Source organism: Streptomyces sp. PCS3-D2, from assembly GCF_000612545.2.
GTDB lineage: Bacteria > Actinomycetota > Actinomycetes > Streptomycetales > Streptomycetaceae > Streptomyces.
The window spans coordinates 4,731,360-4,747,846 of sequence record NZ_CP097800.1 but is presented as its reverse complement, the minus strand read 5'-3'; the positions used below and the strand labels follow the sequence as shown (position 1 = coordinate 4,747,846).

Annotated in this window: 13 protein-coding genes; all 13 read right to left on the bottom strand. The window is 71.9% G+C overall.

All coding sequences use genetic code 11. From position 1 onward, the window contains the following. Positions 1–24: 24 nt before the first annotated feature. The gene (locus AW27_RS20850; protein ID WP_037923311.1) at positions 25–1,809 is read right to left on the bottom strand and encodes a DEAD/DEAH box helicase; all 1,785 of its coding nucleotides are present in this window, start codon (positions 1,807–1,809) and stop codon (positions 25–27) included. Positions 1,810–1,940: 131 nt separating this feature from the next. Further along, positions 1,941–2,309: a type II toxin-antitoxin system death-on-curing family toxin gene (locus AW27_RS20845; protein WP_037923310.1), complete on the bottom strand. Its 369-nt coding sequence runs from the start codon at positions 2,307–2,309 to the stop codon at positions 1,941–1,943. Next, positions 2,309–2,506 carry an Arc family DNA-binding protein gene (locus AW27_RS20840; protein WP_037923309.1) on the bottom strand — a complete coding sequence of 66 codons (198 nt, stop codon included), beginning with the start codon at positions 2,504–2,506 and terminating at the stop codon, positions 2,309–2,311. Before AW27_RS20840 ends, AW27_RS20845 begins: the two co-directional genes overlap by 1 nt. 42 nt (positions 2,507–2,548) lie before the next feature. Continuing rightward, the gene (locus AW27_RS20835) at positions 2,549–4,003 is read right to left on the bottom strand and encodes an MFS transporter (RefSeq protein ID WP_037923306.1); all 1,455 of its coding nucleotides are present in this window, start codon (positions 4,001–4,003) and stop codon (positions 2,549–2,551) included. Between the two features lie 166 nt (positions 4,004–4,169). Next, the gene (locus AW27_RS20830) at positions 4,170–4,727 is read right to left on the bottom strand and encodes a hypothetical protein (RefSeq protein ID WP_037923303.1); all 558 of its coding nucleotides are present in this window, start codon (positions 4,725–4,727) and stop codon (positions 4,170–4,172) included. After that, positions 4,727–7,012: a hypothetical protein gene (locus AW27_RS20825; RefSeq protein ID WP_037923300.1), complete on the bottom strand. Its 2,286-nt coding sequence runs from the start codon at positions 7,010–7,012 to the stop codon at positions 4,727–4,729. Before AW27_RS20825 ends, AW27_RS20830 begins: the two co-directional genes overlap by 1 nt. Positions 7,013–7,025: 13 nt before the next feature. Further along, positions 7,026–7,445 carry a hypothetical protein gene (locus tag AW27_RS20820; RefSeq protein ID WP_037923296.1) on the bottom strand — a complete coding sequence of 140 codons (420 nt, stop codon included), beginning with the start codon at positions 7,443–7,445 and terminating at the stop codon, positions 7,026–7,028. A gap of 42 nt (positions 7,446–7,487) precedes the next feature. Beyond that, entirely contained in the window at positions 7,488–8,645 is a 1,158-nt protein-coding gene (gene mycP, locus AW27_RS20815; RefSeq protein WP_236647686.1) for a type VII secretion-associated serine protease mycosin, read from the bottom strand. Positions 8,646–8,672: 27 nt separating this feature from the next. Then, the gene (locus tag AW27_RS20810; RefSeq protein WP_037923291.1) at positions 8,673–10,136 is read right to left on the bottom strand and encodes a WXG100 family type VII secretion target; all 1,464 of its coding nucleotides are present in this window, start codon (positions 10,134–10,136) and stop codon (positions 8,673–8,675) included. Beyond that, the gene (locus AW27_RS20805) at positions 10,136–10,633 is read right to left on the bottom strand and encodes a hypothetical protein (protein WP_236647685.1); all 498 of its coding nucleotides are present in this window, start codon (positions 10,631–10,633) and stop codon (positions 10,136–10,138) included. The genes AW27_RS20810 and AW27_RS20805 overlap by 1 nt, the downstream gene beginning before the upstream one ends. Before the next feature lie 168 nt (positions 10,634–10,801). Further along, on the bottom strand, positions 10,802–13,093 hold the full coding sequence (locus tag AW27_RS20800) for a xanthine dehydrogenase family protein molybdopterin-binding subunit (protein WP_052030964.1): 2,292 nt from the start codon (positions 13,091–13,093) through the stop codon (positions 10,802–10,804). Between the two features lie 59 nt (positions 13,094–13,152). After that, complete coding sequence (locus AW27_RS20795; RefSeq protein WP_052030814.1) at positions 13,153–15,432, bottom strand: 2Fe-2S iron-sulfur cluster-binding protein; 2,280 nt, start codon at positions 15,430–15,432, stop codon at positions 13,153–13,155. Continuing rightward, positions 15,429–16,346 (bottom strand): FAD binding domain-containing protein, encoded by a 918-nt coding sequence (locus AW27_RS20790; protein ID WP_063890604.1) that lies wholly within the window; start codon positions 16,344–16,346, stop codon positions 15,429–15,431. Before AW27_RS20790 ends, AW27_RS20795 begins: the two co-directional genes overlap by 4 nt. Positions 16,347–16,487 lie beyond the last annotated feature (141 nt).

Sequence of the window (16,487 nt, the reverse complement as noted above, 5' to 3'; positions counted from 1 at the left end):
GTGCAGTAAGCGGAGCAAGCGCGCCTACCGCATGCGGGTGGCCCACTCCTGCACCTTCTTGATGCGCTCGCGGATCTGCCCCGCCGTGGCCTCCGCACTCGGCGGCCCGCCGCACACACGGCGCAGCTCCGTGTGGATCACCCCGTGCGGCTTCCCGCTCTGGTGGACGTAGGCGCCCACCATCGTGTTGAGCGACTTCCGCAGCTCCAGCAGCTCCTTGTGGGAAACCACGGGCCTGCGATCGGCCGGCAGTTCCAGGAGGTCCGCTTCGGAGTCGGGCTTGCGCCGGCTGTGCGCGATCTGCCGGGACTGCCGCTTCTGCAGCAGCATCTGCACCTGGTCCGGCTCCAGCAGCCCGGGGATGCCGAGGTAGTCCTGCTCCTCCTCGCTGCCCGGGTGCGCCTGCATGCCGAACTCGGCCCCGTCGTAGAGGACCCGGTCGAAAACGGCGTCGGACTCCAGTGCCTCGAAGGACATCTGCTCGTCCTCGCCGGTGTCCTCGTCCTCCTGCCGGTTCGCCTCGTCCATCTCCTTCTCGGACTCGGCATACGGGTCCTCCTCGCCCTGCTTCTTCGGCCGGTCGAGCACGTGGTCGCGCTCGACCTCCATCTCGTTGGCGAAGCCGAGCAGGTAGGGGATCGTCGGAAGGAAGACGGACGCCGTCTCGCCCCGTCTGCGCGAGCGCACGAAGCGTCCGACGGCCTGGGCGAAGAACAGCGGGGTGGAGATCGTGGTCGCGTACACGCCGACCGCGAGGCGCGGTACGTCGACGCCCTCGGACACCATGCGGACCGCAACCATCCAGCGGTCGTCGTTCGCGCTGAAGGTGTCGATGTTCTTCGACGCCCCCGTGTCGTCGGAGAGCACCAGGGTCGGCCTCGTCCCGGTGATCTCCCGGATCAGCTTGGCGTACGCGCGCGCCGAGTCCTGATCGGAGGCGATGACGAGGCCGCCCGCGTCGGGGATGCCCTTGCGGACCTCGGTGAGCCGCTGGTCGGCGGCGCGCAGCACGTTGGGCATCCAGTCGCCGCGCGGGTCCAGGGCCGTACGCCAGGCCTGCGAGATGGCGTCCTTCGTCATCGGCTCGCCCAGCCGCGCGGCGATCTCGTCGCCGGCCTTGGTCCGCCAGCGCATGTTGCCGCTGTAGGAGAGGAAGATGACCGGCCGGACGACGCCGTCACCGAGGGCGTTGCCGTAGCCGTAGGTGTAGTCGGCGGAGGACCGCCGGATCCCGTCGTTGCCCTCTTCGTAGGTCACGAACGGGATGGGATTGGTGTCGGAGCGGAAGGGCGTACCGGTCAGCGCGAGCCGGCGGGTCGCCGGGTCGAAGGCCTCCAGGCAGGCCTCTCCCCAGGACTTCGAGTCTCCGGCGTGGTGGATCTCGTCGAGGATCACCAGGGTCTTGCGCTGCTCGCAGCGGTTGCGGTGGAGCATCGGGCGCACGCCGACGCCGGCGTAGGTGACGGCGACGCCGTGGTAGTCCTTGCTGAGCGGACCGGCCGAGTACTCGGGGTCCAGCCGGATTCCTATCCGGGCGGCGGCCTCCGCCCACTGCTTCTTCAGGTGCTCGGTGGGCGCGACGACGGTCACCTGCTGCACCACGTGGTGGTGCAGCAGCCAGGAGGCGAGGGTGAGGGCGAAGGTGGTCTTGCCTGCGCCGGGGGTGGCGACGGCGAGGAAATCCCGGGGCTGGTTCTGGATATAGCGATCCAGCGCTCCCTGCTGCCAGGCACGCAGCTTGCTGGCGGTGCCCCACGGGGCACGGCCGGGGAAGGCGGGTGAGAGATGGTGGGAGGCGGTAGTAGTCACGGTCTCCGGTTCGTGCTCTCGGCGGCGGTCGTACGTAGGACAACCGGGCCACCTTACCGGGGCGGGCCCGCCCCCCGCGGAGGGACAGGCCCGTGACCTCGGGCGGTGCGGCGAGCGTCACATCGCCTGCCTCAGCGCGCGAACCTCGGCAGCTGCGCAGCGATCTTGGGTACGTCGAGAGCCCCCTGGCACACGTCCAGCACGAACTGCTCGGCTTCGTCCACGTCGAACTCGGGGTCGAGCGGATGCCCGTTCATGTGGAGGAAGACCCAGGTCGCGTACCAGGCAATGCGCTTGTTCCCGTCTACCAGCCCGTGGTTGCGAGCCAGCGATTCCATCAGAGCCGCTGCCTTCTGCCAGATGTCCGGGTAGGCGTCCTGGCCGAACACACTCGCTTGCGGGCGCGCCAGTGCCGAGTCGAGGAGACCGTAGTCGCGCACTTCGTCCGCTCCGAGACGCTCCGCGAGGTTGAGTAGCTCGGGAAGCGTGAGGTAGTGCATCAGGCAAGCCTCCGGTTGAGCTCTGCGCTCGCCTTCAGCACATGCTCCGCCGCCTCGTTGAACAGTCGGGAGTGTTCGTTTATGGCCTTGATGACCGCGTCGTGCGCGAAGGACTGCATGCTCCGGCCCTCCGCCTCGGCGCGCTCACGCAGGGCGTCCAGCTCTTCTTCGGTGAATCTGACGTTGAGACCAGCCATGGAATGACGGTACCGCGCGGTACCACGCGGTGTCACGCGGTGTCACGCGGATTCGGGAGCCGGCTCCAACCGGGTCGCGACCCACGCCCCCACCAGTGCCACGCAGGCCATCGGCAGGAACACGACCGCGAAGGCGGCGGGGTGCGAGGCTCCCGCCCCGCCGGCGGTCACCGCGTGCGCGGCCCCGACCGCTCCGCCGCCGAGTGCGGCGAAGGCGGCTCCGCCGGCGGCCAGCAGGACGACGTTCGCGAGCGCGTCGGAGATCTGCAGGGCGGCGGAGTTGGCACCGACCTCCTCCGGTGCGGACAGCTTCAGCAGCAGCACGCTCGTGGAACCGATCACCAGCCCCATCCCGAGACACCCCACGGCCCAGGCCGGGGCCAGCGTCCACACGGGCACCGACTCGATGAGCACGGCGGGTGCGGCCGCGATGGCCAGCGCCACCAGGACCATGCCGATCACCATCAGCCGCTGCCGGTAGGGCGCCGTCCGCCCCCGCGACTGCACCCAAGAGCCGCCCGCCCAGGTCACCCCGCCGAGCGCGAGGGAAAAGCCGGCCATCGTCGGGCTCAGCCCCCGCTGGGTGACGAGCATGAGCGGTACGAAGCTCTCGGCGGCGATGAACGCCCCCGCCGCGACCCCGCGCAGCAGCACCACGGACGGCAGCCCGCGCCGGGCCAGGTACGTCCCGCGCGGCAGCAACCCCAGCACGGCCGGCACCAGCAGGGCCGCGCCGGCGACGCCCGGAACGAGCGAGAGCCACCGCAGGTCCTGGGCGGCGTACTGGAGCAGACCCGCCCCGACGGAGATCCCGAGCGCCAGCCGGATCCGCCGCCGGTCGAACGCCGCGGGCTCGCCGCCCACGGGACCGGAGGCGGTCCGGCGGATGGCGGGCAGCGCGACGACGAGGGGGACGACGACGAGCACGGGTATGCCGAGGAACACCCACCGCCAGCCGAGATGCTCGGTGACCGTCCCGGAGGCCAGCGGCCCGACGATGGAGGGGACGACCCAGCTGGCGGCGAAGGCAGCCATGATCGCGGGCCGCAGCCGCTCCTCGTAGGCCCGACTGACGACGACGTACAGCGCGACGATCACCAGCCCACCGCCGAAGCCCTGCACGGCGCGGCCGAGGACGAACACCCACATGGCGCCGGCGGTCCCGGAGACCACGAGCCCGAGGGCGAACGCGGCGATGCCGACCGTCAGCGGCTTCAGCGGCCCCTGCCGGTCGGCCCACTGCCCGGACAGGACCATGCCGAAGAGGCTGGTGGTGAAGTAGGCGGAGAAGGCGAAGGCGTACAGCCCGATCCCGTCGAGCTCACGGGCGGCGACGGGCATGGCCGTGCCGACGGCTGTCGCCTCGAAGGCGATGAGGAAGACGACCGAGATGATCCCGATGCTGAGCGTCCGGTACGCGGACCCCATGACCCCGCCCTGCGACGGGGTCGGAAGGTCTGCGGTTCTCTGGGGCACGCGGGGCTCGAGGGCGCTCATCGCCCCAGAGTAAGGTGCACAGCCCCTTTTCGACCCTGTCCGTTAGGCCGATCCCGCCCTCGGCCCCGGGTCCTAGGACCACGCGCGCCGAGGGTGACTGCGGTCCGGGGGGAGCCTGCCAGGGGCAGGCGCAGCCCTTGTGCGGCTTCGGTCTTCGCAGGCCGCTTCACACCCCGCACTGGGTCTGCTGCTTAGCGGAAGCGAGGTACTTGGTCATGAGTGCGGTGAAGAGCGCACGGGACGTGCCCGGCTTCACGTGCTCCACGGAGCCGCTGAGTGCCAGTTCCAGCTCAAAGGAGTCTTTGGCCCCTTTGCAGGTGAGGGCAACGCGAGCACCCGTGTTCCACACGATCCCCTTGTCGCCGAGGGGGAGCGGATCGGGCGCCGACTGGTTCTGGACAGTGGACGGCCAGAAGAAGCTCTGCCCCAGAGGCTGGCGGGTGGCTGCGACGAGGACACGGCCCCTGCCATCCACATCGACACTGCACGTGGCAGCGCGATGCTCTGCGGTCAGCCGGGCGTCGGCGGGTCCGGACACCTTCACCGTCTCCCCGTAGCCCACCAGCGGCTCCAGATCGGAGCGGGTGAAGACGCCGAAGCAGCTGCGCTCGGGGAGCTTCGGGGCAGCCGCCTTCTTCTCCTCTGCGCACCCCGTCAACACGGCCGCCGCGGCCAGGGTTCCGGCGAGCAGGGGTATGGTCCGGGCGCGGGAGGCTCGGACCATCAGCCGCCGCCATTAGACGTGGCGACCTGACCACGGCCGACAGCGTGCGCGTTGGCCGTCTGCGCCGAGGCCGTGCCGGCGAGGGCGTCAATGCTCCGCTGGTTCATACCCGTCCCCTCCGCAGCCTTGCGGACCGACTGCGCCGCGGACTCGCCGGCCTCGACCTGGGCCTGCGTGTAGTCGAGCACGGCCTTGTGGTCGACCTCGCCCGTCTTATCCGCCTGGTCCTTCTTCGCTCGTTCGACCACGCTCTCAGAGATGTCCTCTTGGAGCCACTCCACGACATCGCCTGCGAACGGCACCATCTCCAGGTACTTCCCACCGGCAGCGCCGATGACGCGGTTGACCCACTTGGCGTTGTCCTCCACGCCCTTGACGTACTCCTCAGCCTGGTAACCGTTCTCGGCAAACGTCCCCTCGGCCCGGGCCTCGGAAAGGATGCCCGCGATCTGGCCACCCGGGTGGACGGCGACCGTGATCGCCGCGTCGATTTCCTCGTACTCGGCACGGTGGGCGATGACGTCGTTGACGAGTGTCGTGGTGAACGCCCGCTGGGCGTTGGTGATGGCTCCGTAGGCGTCCGGGTCCTGCGCCACCGCGCCGATGAAGGCCGCCATGTCGGCCTTGTTGAACTCGGCCATCACCCCGTTGACCTTGATCATTCGGCTCGTGTTGTCCGCCGCCGCCTGGATGTCCGGCATGTACTCCGCCGCCATCTGGCCGAAGTGCCCGGACAGCCCGTTCAGCGGACCCTCCGGGTCACCCGGGTCGGCGTCGACCAGATCCGGCTCGTCGCCGATCTTCTCGACGATCCGTTCCATGACCGCCGCCATCTCCTTGGTGTGCGCGACCGGCGGCGCGTCCTCGTCGCCGGGGCCCCGGTGGGAGACGGCCGCCATCAGCGCGTCACCGAGGGCCTGCTGGGCCGGGCGGAGGTCGCCGGTCGGGACGATGTCGAAGCCGTCCATGTACGGCTTCTTGTCGAGCATGTAGTCGACCATGCCCCGGTCCTTGCCGTGCTGGCCGCCGACCGGCTTGTCGTCCTTCGTGACGATGCCGTCCTTGTTGCTGTCCTCGCGGACCGGCTCGTTGAAGAAGGCCGTCGCCGCGTCCGGGTTGTTGCCGAGTGCCTCCATGAGTCCGGTCAGCGGGTAGAAGCCGCGGCCGCCCTCCAGCCCCTGATTGAGTACGGTCTCCAGGCCGATCGGCGTGTGGAACTCCCAGGCCTGCGGGTCCTCACGGTCCATGGCGATCATGTCGCGGCCCACAGAAGTCAGGAACTCCGTGTCGTACTTCCCCTCGCGCAGCAGCGCGCCGAGGGCCTGGTAGCCGTAGATCTGCCGGACGCCGCCGAAGACGTCCATCTCCTTGCGCCCGGCCTTCATCAGCTGGGTCGTCCAGGCCGCGTCGAGGTGGCCCGGCACGTCCTTGTGCGTGGCGAGGCCGAGCATCGCGCCCAGGTCGCTCTGGATGTTCGAGACCATGAGCGCCCGGTCCTTGCCGGCGGTACCCAAACTTGTCGCGTCCAGGGACATCGCGGAGTACATCTGCAGGGTGCCTTCGGCACCGATGGTCCGGAACAGGCCCGTCGAGAACTCGGGGTCGTCGCGGTTGTCGTCGAGCACTTCCTCCAGCTCGCGCAGCGCCTCGACGTTGCGGGCCGTGCCGCCCGGGCCGGTGACCTTCTTCATCAGGTCGGCTGCGCGGGAGACCTGTTCGGCGTCGAGGGTGGTGAACTTCGGTCCGCTGAAGTCGTGTTCGTCCGTCGTGTTCGCCTGGAGCACGCGGACTAGGGAGTCATCGGCGTCCTGAGCGTTCTCGACGGCCCGGTTGACCTGGGACTGCCAGGCGTTGCGGTTCGCGTTGAGGGTCTGCTGGTAGTCGGGGTCGTGGCGGGCCGCGTTCCGCTCGGCCTCGGTGGGCCGGGGGGTGACGCTGACCCGCCCGGTGGCGTCGATCCGGAAACCGGCTGCGGGGGCTTCCGCCGCGAGCCTCTTCAGCTCGTCCTGGGCGGCCTTGAAGGTGGCGTGCGCGTCGGCGAGGACCAGGTGCATGCCCTTGGCCGCCTTGGCCGCGTCCTCGAACTCCTTCGCCGTCTTGTCGACGAACCCGCGTGCCACTCCGGCGGTGATCCCGCTCCACTCGGCCTTGTCGGACTTCGCCTTCATGCCGTTGCGGGCGGCCTCGGCCATCTCGTCCAACTTACCGGCCATGGCCGTCCAGTCGGTGACCGCGGTCTGGAGCTTGTCCAGGGGCGCGTTCATCACGTTCTCGTACGTCAGCATGCGGACGCCTCGCCTACTTCAGGTACTTGTCGATGGCGGACGCCGTGAAGTCCGCGTGGAGCTGCTGCTCGTCCTTGGCGTGGGAGGAGAGCGAGTAGTTGAGGCCGTTGGAGATGTTGGCGCAGGCGGCCACCAGGGTCTTCACCTGGCTCTCCCAGAGGGTGTTGGCTTTGAGCAGGGCAGCCCCGCTCGCGAATCCCTCCCGGGTGAGCGCCCCGGCAGCCTCGGCGGTCGCGGTGGCGGCGTGCTTGCCGTCGGTCTGCAGTCGGGTGTGCAGCTTGTACGCCTCGGAGCCGATCGCTCCGATCTGGTCCTGGTTGAGCGCGAGATCAGCGCCGCCTCCGGGGGTGGGGGCGGGGGCCTGGTTGAGCCGCATGGAGACACTGGCGGTGGCCGTGGCGCGAGCCGCCGACCATTCCTCGTCGAACGACATCGCGCGAACCTCCGAGTTGGGACCGGTGGGATCAGGTGTGGGTCAACGGTTGCGGCGTACGATCACCGCGGTCACGGCCCCGCCGATGAGCACACACGCCCCGAGTCCCAGCCCGACCCAGAGCAGGGAGTTGCCGCCCTTCTCCTCGGCGGCAGCCTGGGAGGTGGGAGCGGACGGCGTGGCGTCGGTGGGGGCGGACGCGGAAGGCTTTCCGCCACTGGCCGCCGCGGCCAGATCGGGCAGCGGGTAGACATCGGCCGGGCCGGGATCCCCGGGCGTCTGCAACGCGATCCGGGGCCGGACCACGCCATAGCCGACGTAGTCATTGCGCTGAGACCCGTCAACGGGCTTCCCGGCGGTGTTCAGGAGCACGCGCAGGACCTGGTTGTTGGTCCAGTCGGGGTGAGCGGACCAGAGCAGCGCGGCGGAGGCGGAGGCGAGAGCGGAGGCGTCGCTGGTTCCGTGGCTGGTGCAAAGACCAGACTTCCCTGTGCATGCCGTCACGATCTCCATGCCAGGAGCAGCCAGATCCACCTGCGGGCCGTGCTGAGACTCCTTGGTCGGTTCGCCTGAGGAATCCACAGCCCCGACGCCGACCACTCCGGGGGTTCCAGCGGGGTAGGCAAGCTCGTTGGCCGAATCGCCATAATTACCCACAGCCGCGAAGATTAGCTTTCCTTTGGACAACGCATACTTGACGGCTTCAGCTCTCGCCACATCATCCTCGGGCTCCCCGGGAATCCCCAGAGACATGTTGATGATCTTTGCATCCGAATCTGCCGCGTACCGAATTGCCGCGACCCAGGTCGGCGTCGCCTTCTCATTATTATCCACAAGAATGGGCAGAATCTTCACGGCGGGTGCCAGGCCATAGGCACCGTCACCACTCGGATGTCTTCCCGTTCCGGCAATCACGGCGGCCATGGTGGTTCCGTGGCTGCCTTGGTCGGTAGGACCGTCACCGCCTGCAACGGTGAACCGCTTCCCCGGGACGAGCTGGCCTGCCAGTTCGGGAATTTCCCGGACCCCGTCATCAATGACTGCAACGGTGATGCCCTTACCCTTGCTGATCTTCCAGATCTCGTCGGCCTTCATGGCGTCGAGATGCCACTGCTGCGATCTGATGGTCTCCGCGTGAGCTGGGGTCGCGGCGACCCCGGCCAGCAGGAGACCCACCAGGGCCGAGGTCGCCTTGCGCATGTGCATCCCGTACAACGTCCGTTCTGCTCAGTCGATCACGGGCGGGGCAACACGACGGTTGCCCTGCCAGGTCTCTTCGTCCTCGGTCAGGTAATCGGGGCGCTTGCCCCCCTGGCTGTCCCGGCCCCCGCCCGGAGTCTGCATACCTGCACCCGCATGACCCACGGGACCGGCACCGTTGCGCACAAGGCCAGAACCGCCCTGGGTGAACGGCTGACCCGCCGCAATCGGACGACCGACCGCACCGGCCTGACGCCCACCCATGACGCCACCCGGCTCCGTGGCCAGTCGGCGGCCCGCCGGAAGACCGGCCTGGGTGCCGCCGTAGTGGCCCCCGGTGCCGTGGCCCATACCGCTACCCATGGGACGACCGGCCTGAGTACCTTCGCCGACGACCATGCCGCGCGGGATGCCGGAGGCCGGGCCGGTGGACGTCACCGGACGTCCGCCTGTGATACCGGCGTCACGCGGGGGCAGGCCGGGCGTACCGATGACCTTGCCGCTAGGAGGAAGGCCAGGACCACCCAATCCGGGGTACGGACCGATTCCGGGGCCGGTACCGAACGGGCCGGGTCCCTTCAGGCCGCCGACGGGCGGGATGGCCACAGGCGGGACGAAGGGGCCGGGGGTGGGTCCGACGGGGCCCGTGGCCAGCGGGAGACCGGGGGTGGTCGTCACCGGTGGCGTGGTCGGAGGCGGAAGCGTGGCGACAGTGTCGAGGTCCACGCCCACTTCTTGATCCGGGGTGGCCGGCACGGAGACAGAGGGGGCCGCGGTGCCCGCCTTCGCCTGGCTCCCAGACGCCCCAGCTGACTCGCCCGTAGGGCCGAAATCGCCTGATGTCGAAGCCGCGTACGACACGATTCCTGAAGAACTCGGCGTTCCGGGACCACCCCCGGAGCGACTCCTTTCCACATCGGTGCCGTAATCCGACGGCACCAGTACCTGCGGCGGCGGCGGAAGCCTCGGGGCTTCCGTCTTGCCCATCTGCGCCGCGGACTGGTCGTACGCCCCAGCGAGCTTGTTCATCGCGTCCACGGCTCGCGCGTGGTCGCCGCTCAGCTTCGACCAGGCCTCCTGGCCGAGCTGCACCGCATCCGGGTCGTTGTGGTATTCGCGGGACGTCGCCAGGTTCTCCCTGAGCTTCGCGTCCGCAGCAGCGTCGTACGGGGGGAAGTTCCCCGCGCCGTCCTTGGACGGCTTGACCTCGCGCATGACCTGCGCCGCTTCGGCCATGTACTTGCCGCCGACCTTGCTGTATTTGGCCAGTTCCAGCGTGGCGCTGCCCGCGCGGCTCACCCAGTCCTGGAACGCCGTGGCAGCTTCGCCCTCCCAGTCCTTGACCTTGTGGTCCTTGAGCTTGGTGCCGATTTGCTCGATCGTCGTGGCGGCCTCGGTGAGCTTCGTGCCCAGCGCCGCGACCTTCGTCGGATCGAGCGACTCGATCATCGCGTGCAGCTGTGCGTGCGTGTATCCCTCGAAGTCCGTCATCAGATGACACCACCCTTCGGCTTCGGGCTGTCGCTCTTCTTCTCCGCGTCGGGGCCACGATCCCGGCCGTACTCGTCTTCGGCCTGCTTGGCGATGACGACCATGCGCCGCTTCTGCTCCTCGTCCACCTCGGCGTAGCCGCCGCCTGCGGACAGGACCGCGATGCCCAGGGCCTCGATCAGCTCCGCCAGACCCTTCGACAGCGTCTGCAGCTCCGAATGGACGGTCTTGTACGCCCCATACAGCTTGTCCGCCTCGGGAAAGCCCTGCCCCAGGGCACCCGTCGGCAGGGTGCCGTCGGCCAGTTTGTTGTGGTGCGCCGGGGATTCCTGAAGCTTCGTCAGGAGGCCGTCCACCAGGCTCTTGTAGCTCTGCAGGTCCTCGTACTGGACCTGGAGGGCCGCCGCCTTCGCCTGTGCGTCCGCCTGGGCTCGGATCGACGCCGCCATGTCCCCCGACAGGTCTAGCGCCAGAACCCCGACTGTGTCCTCTGCCACGATGGCCTCCCCGACTCCCCGTCTCCCCGCGGTCGCGGCGCGCGGCGCCGCTCCCCGTCCCCGTTCGCACCCGTTCGCACGTGTGCGCGCGCACTCTCGTCGATCACTCTAGCGACCGGCACCGACAGCCCCAAGTCCGGGGTTGCACGTGCAATGCGACTCACACGGTCACGAGTTGGGCACTCCCACCGCCGCGGACGGCCTGATCGGGAGCCTGTTGACCGGGCGGCCCGTGGCTGCGCGGACCGCCGAGGCGATCGCCGCCGGGGTCGTCACCACCGGGACCGCGCTCGCCGCCTTCGCGCCGAACGGGGCCACCACGTCGCGCTCCTCCACCAGCTTGACGATGCGGACCCTCGGGGCGTCCAGCGCAGTCGGCAGGGCATAGCCCGTCAGGTCGGGATGGCGGACCAGGCCGGCGACCGTACGGAGGTTCTCCGTCAGGGCCGCGCCCAGGCCCTGGGTGACGCCCGCTTCGATCCGGGCCTCCAGGCGGCGGGGGTTCAGGACGCGGCCGACGTCCTGGGCCACCGCGAGCTCCACCACCCGTACCGAGCCCAGCTCGATGTCCACGTCCACCACCGCGCGGATCGCGCAGAAGGCGAGGCCCACGAACGCGTCGCCCTGGCCGTCCGCGTCCAGCGGCTCCGTCGGGTGGGGGCGGCACTGGGCGGTCGCCCAGAGTTCCTTGCCCGCCATCGCCTCCGCGACCGACATCGAGAACGCGCCGTCGTACGAGGTGATGCGGCCGTCCTGGATCTGCAGGAGCTCGGTGGACATGCCCAGCTTGTGGGCCATCGGCTGCAGCAGCTGGGTGCGGACCATCTTCGCGGCCCGCTCCACCGCGCCGCCCGACACCCACGTGTGCCGGCCGTGCGCCGACGGGCCGGCGGGCGGCTGGTCGGTGTCCACCGGGGCCACCACCACTTCGTCGACGCCCAGGACCTCCTGGACGATCTGGCGCGCCAGCGTGCCGAAGCCCTGGCCGGTGTCGACCGCGGCGCAGATGACCGTGGCCGCGCCGCCCACGACCTTCACCGTGGCGGTGGAGACCTCGTCGGCGCCCTCGGCGCCGAGCATGTGCACCATGCCGACCCCGTAACCGACACCGCGCCGCACCGCACCGGGCTCGCCCGCGCCCTCCGGGCCACCGGGCAGCAGCCACTCGTCCTCGGGGGCGTCCTTGGGCAGCGCGGGCAGTTCGAAATCGCGCACCGCGCGGAGCAGTTCGGCCACGGGGGCCGGGCAGGTCACCGTCTGGCCCGTCGGGAGGAGGTCTCCGGTCGCCAGGACGTTGCGCAGACGCAGTTCGGCGCCGTCGATGCCGAGGGCGGCCGCGAGCTTGTCCATCTGCCCCTCGTACGCGGCGCACACCTGCATGGCGCCCTCGCCGCGGACGTGGCCCGACGGCGGGTTGTTGGTGCGTACGACCCAGCCCTCGACGAAGGCGTGCGGGACGACGTACGGGCCGCAGGCGAAGGCCACCGCCGCGGCCAGGGATTCCGCGGAGGCGTCGGCGTACGCACCCGCGTCCATCAGGATCTGCGCCTCGACCTTGACCAGGCGGCCCTCCGCGTCCGCGTGGTGGCGGTAGCGCAGCAGGGTCGGGTGGCGATGGGTGTGGCCGAGGAAGGACTCCTCGCGGGTGGCGGCCAGTTTCACCGGGCAGCCCGTGCGCAGCGCGAGCAGGCCGAGCGGGAGCTGGAAGGCGGCGTCCTCGCGGTCGGCCGTCGCGCCCGGCACGCCGGTGACGACGACGCGCACGCGGTCCGGTTCCAGGCCGAAGCAGGCGGCGGCCAGGTCGCGGTCGGTGTGCGGGTCGGTGGAGGCGGTGTAGAGCTCGACGCCGCCGTCGGGGCGGGGCACGGCCAGTCCGGCCTCGGCGCCGATCGGGGCGGGGTCCTGGCGGCCGATCCGGTACAGGCCCTCGACGACGACTTCGCCGGTGGCCTCCGGGTCGCCGTAGCGCAGCGGGATGTGCCGGATCAGGTTGCCGTCGGGGTGGAGGGCGGGGGCGCCGAAGGACTGCTCGGGGTCGGTGACCGGGTCCAGGAGCTCGTACTCGACGGCGATCGCTGCCGCGGCGAGGCGGGCGGTGTCGGGGTGGTCCGCGGCGACGGCGGCGATGGGCTCGCCGTGGTGGCGTACGACGTCGTGGGCGAACACCGGGCGGTCGGCGATCCGGCGGCCGTGGGTGGTGGCGCCCGGCACGTCGGCGTGGGTGACGACGGCGCGCACGCCGGGCATCTCCGCGGCGGCCTCGGTGTCGATGGAGAGGATCCGGGCGTGGGCGTGCGGGGAGCGCAGCACGGCGGCCCAGAGCAGTCCCTCGGCCCACAGGTCGGCGGCGTAGGGGAAGGTGCCCTCGGTCTTGGCGCGGGTGTCGGTGGCCTCGACGGAGGCTCCGATGCCGCGCGGTGCCTGCGGCTGTGCGGCGTCGGGCGCGCCCGGGGCCGCCATGGCCGTCACCGTGGCGTTCACGGCGGTCGTCGCCGTCGCCGTCGCCGCGTCCTGCCCGCTCACACCGTGCCTCCGTGGTGGATGCCGCCCTCGCCGGGCGCTGCCTGGTGCGGGATGCGCGGCTCCGGCGCGCCCTCGCCCTGGCCCTGAACGTGCCCGTGCCCCGGTTCCGGGGCCTGTGCCGCTGCCGCGGCCGCTGCAGCGTCCGCGGACGCTGCCGACGCGGCCTCGCGCCCTGCCACGACCTCGCGCACGGCCTCGACGACCCCCGCGTAGCCGGAGCAACGGCAGAGGTTGCCGCACAGCGCTTGGCGGGTCTCCAGCTCGCTGGGGGCGTGGTTGCCTTCCAGCAGGTCGTGGATGGTCATGGCCATGCCGGGTACGCAGAATCCGCACTGCACCGCACCCGTCCTGCACAACGCCTGCTGCACGTCGGAGAGTTCCCCGCCCGCCGCGAGGCCCTCGACGGTGCGGACCTCACTGCCGGCGGCCGTGGCCGCCGGGACCAGGCAGGAGGCGACGAGCCGGCCGTCGACCTGCACGGCGCAGGCGCCGCACTCGCCCTGGGAACAGCCGTCCTTGGCGCCGGCGAGGCCGAGGCGCTCGCGCAGCACGTAGAGGAGGGACTCCCCGATCCAGGCGCCGGTGACGGGGCGGTCGGCGCCGTTGACGCGCAGCACGTAGGAGGCGTGGGGGTGCTCGTGGTGCACGTCGGCGGCGGGCCGGGGCTCTTCCGCGTACGCCGGCACCTCGGCCGGGACCCCTTCGCCGGTTCCCTCCGGCGGGAGCTCCGCCGCGCTGTCGGCGGTGTCCGCCACCGGCGTGGACGCGACCGGGACCTCCCCGCGGGCAGGGGCGGCCCCGGCGGGCGCCGAGCCCTCGGCGTCGGCGTGGTCCGGTGCGGGCCCCCGGCCCGCTTCGGCGAGGCCGGGGCCGTCCGCCGGGGCGGGCTCGGGCTCGGCGGTGTGGCCGGCCGGGGCGGGCTCGGGCTCGCGCTCGGCGCGCTCCGGCGCCTGCCCGAAGGCGGCGAAACCGTGCCCGTCGGTGTCCGCGGGATGCGGAGGGTGTCCGGTGTGCCCGGTGTGCCCGGTGTGTCCGAGGTGCGCTGCGTGTTCGGGGTACGCGGCCGGGTCGGAGTGCCCGCCGTGTTCGCCGTGTTCGGCGCTCCCGAAGAACGCGGCGTGCCCGCCGTGTTCGGCGTGCCCGCCGTGTTCGGCGTGCCCGCCGTGTTCGGCGTGCCCGCCGTGAGCGGGCTGGGCGAAGTGCTCCGGCTCGGCCGGCTGCGCGGCATCCGCGCCCGGGGCCTGGACATGCGCCCCGCCGAAGGGGTCCGCACCGCCGGCCGCCGCGGACGGCTCCTGCGCCGGGGCTCCCGGGTGCGGCCGCTCCCCCGCGTGTGCCGTCGCCGCGGGTCCGTGCGCGGCCTCGATGTCGTGCGGCGCCCGGTGCGCGGGCTCGGCCTCCTGCAGCGCGGTCCCCACGCCGGGCCCGCCCAGCACCCGCGGCCCGCGCCCCGCGACGCCCACACCGGGCCCGCCGAGCAGGCGTCCGGCGGCGTGCGCCGTGGCGGCTGCGGCGGCCGAAGCGGCGGCGGCCTCGTCCGTGCCCGGCAGGACACCGGCGTCCTGGGCCTGCGTCCGGGCCTGGCCCTGGTCCGGCCCGGCGACCGGCTGCTGCTGCGTCAGGTAGGCCCACGGTGCCGGGGCACCGCCGGGCAGGGTCGCCGGGGCCTGGCTCCAGTCCGCGTCCAGGCTGCCGCCCGTGCGGAAGTCGCCCTGCTGCCGGGCGGGGTCGGAAACGTCCCACTGGCCGGTCGCCGAGGGCGCCTCCGCGGGCTCGCGCACCGCGTCGGGGAAGCGCCACTCCGCCGTCGCGCCCGGGTCGTGATCCGGGTTGTGATCCGGCGCGGAGTCGGGCTCGGACTCGGCGAACGCGGCGGCCACCGACGCCGGGATGGGGATCGTCGCGGGGATCGGCCCGCCGACGGACCCGCCCGCCGGACCGGCAGCGGAACCGGACCCGGAAGCCGCACCCGCGCCCGCGGCGGCCCCCGACGGGTCCCCGCCCGCCTCCGGCCACTGCGCCGGGACCGCCCACGTGCCCGTGGCCGCCGGGTCCGTACTGGCCGAGCCCAGCGGCACGATCATCGGCGGCGGTACATAGCCGTGCCCGGGTGCCGCGAGCGGCTCGCCAGTGCCGAGCGCGTCCAGCATGTCCTGCGGCAGCTTCACGAAGGCCGTGGCGTCCGAGTCGTACTCGCCGCCCTGCGGGACCGGTTCCCAGCCCCAGCCCGCCGTGCCGTTCCCCTGGGTCACGTTCTCGTTCTCGTTCTCGCTCATGAGGTCAGCGCCCTTCCGAGGGCCCTGCGTGCCAGTACCGCCACCGTCCGCCGCAGGTGCAGTACGCCGGGAGCCACCGGCTCCCCCTGGTCGGGGACGCAGGCGGCCGCGACGTACTCGCCGAAGGCCTCCAGGGCCTCGGGGGCCAGGTTCCGCCCGCCGTCCCAGTCGATCAGCGAGGCCACCCACTGCTCGGCCTCCAGCGGCCGCAGCGGCATGGGCGCCACGGCGCCGATCGCACAGCGAACGCCGCGCCGGGCCGGGTCCAGCACCAGGCCGACGGACGCCACCGCACGCCCCGGGCCCGTGCGCCCGGTGGCCTTGAGGAACACCTGCGGGGCGTGCAGCAGCGGCACCCGGACGAAGCCGATGAGCTCGCCGGGGCACAGCATCTCGCGCCCGGCCAGCAGGTGGGAGACCGGGATCTCGCGCTGCCCGTCCGGGCCGGCGATGACCAGTACGGCCTCCAGCGCGGCCAGCACGGGCAGCGCGTCACCAGTGGGCGCCGCGGTGGCGATGTTCCCGCCGAGGGTGCCGGCGTTGCGGATCTGCGGGGGCCCGGCCGCGCGCGCGGCGGCCGCGAGCGCGGGGATCAGGGCGGCGAAGTCCGGACGTCCCATCCGGGCGTGGGTGAGGCCCGCGCCGAGCAGCGCGTGGCCGTCCTGGTACTGCCAGCCGCGGATCTCGTTGATCCGGCCCAGGCCGACGAGCGCGGCGGGCCGCAGGAGCCCGGCGTTGACCGCGGCCATGAGGTCGGTGCCGCCCGCGACGGGAACGGCGGCGGGCATGGCGGTGAGCGCCGCGACGGCCTCGTCGAGCGAGGCCGGCAGCGTCACGGACTGCGCCGCCTGCCGGCCCTGAGCCCCCTGGGGTGAATCAGGTGCGTGCGGTGCGTGCGGTGCGTGCGTGGTCAACCCAGCTGCCCCTTCCCGATGTCCCGGTCCTGGCGCTCACGCCTGTCCGCCGTACGGTACGTGCTCACCGCCGGGACGTGGCAACTCTGGCACATCTTCCGGGCCGCCCGGCGCGAGGGTCCTCCCCGTGCCCCGCGGTCA

Bases quoted from the DNA above. Each gene is read 5' to 3' on its own strand.
- AW27_RS20830 (WP_037923303.1), bottom strand. From the start codon at position 4,727: ATGGTCCGAGCCTCCCGCGCCCGGACCATACCCCTGCTCGCCGGAACC.
- mycP (WP_236647686.1), bottom strand. From the start codon at position 8,645: ATGCGCAAGGCGACCTCGGCCCTGGTGGGTCTCCTGCTGGCCGGGGTC.
- AW27_RS20800 (WP_052030964.1), bottom strand. From the start codon at position 13,093: ATGGCGGCCCCGGGCGCGCCCGACGCCGCACAGCCGCAGGCACCGCGC.
- AW27_RS20835 (WP_037923306.1), bottom strand. From the start codon at position 4,003: ATGAGCGCCCTCGAGCCCCGCGTGCCCCAGAGAACCGCAGACCTTCCG.
- AW27_RS20845 (WP_037923310.1), bottom strand. From the start codon at position 2,309: ATGCACTACCTCACGCTTCCCGAGCTACTCAACCTCGCGGAGCGTCTC.
- AW27_RS20840 (WP_037923309.1), bottom strand. From the start codon at position 2,506: ATGGCTGGTCTCAACGTCAGATTCACCGAAGAAGAGCTGGACGCCCTG.
- AW27_RS20820 (WP_037923296.1), bottom strand. From the start codon at position 7,445: ATGTCGTTCGACGAGGAATGGTCGGCGGCTCGCGCCACGGCCACCGCC.
- AW27_RS20825 (WP_037923300.1), bottom strand. From the start codon at position 7,012: ATGCTGACGTACGAGAACGTGATGAACGCGCCCCTGGACAAGCTCCAG.
- AW27_RS20795 (WP_052030814.1), bottom strand. From the start codon at position 15,432: ATGAGCGAGAACGAGAACGAGAACGTGACCCAGGGGAACGGCACGGCG.
- AW27_RS20810 (WP_037923291.1), bottom strand. From the start codon at position 10,136: ATGACGGACTTCGAGGGATACACGCACGCACAGCTGCACGCGATGATC.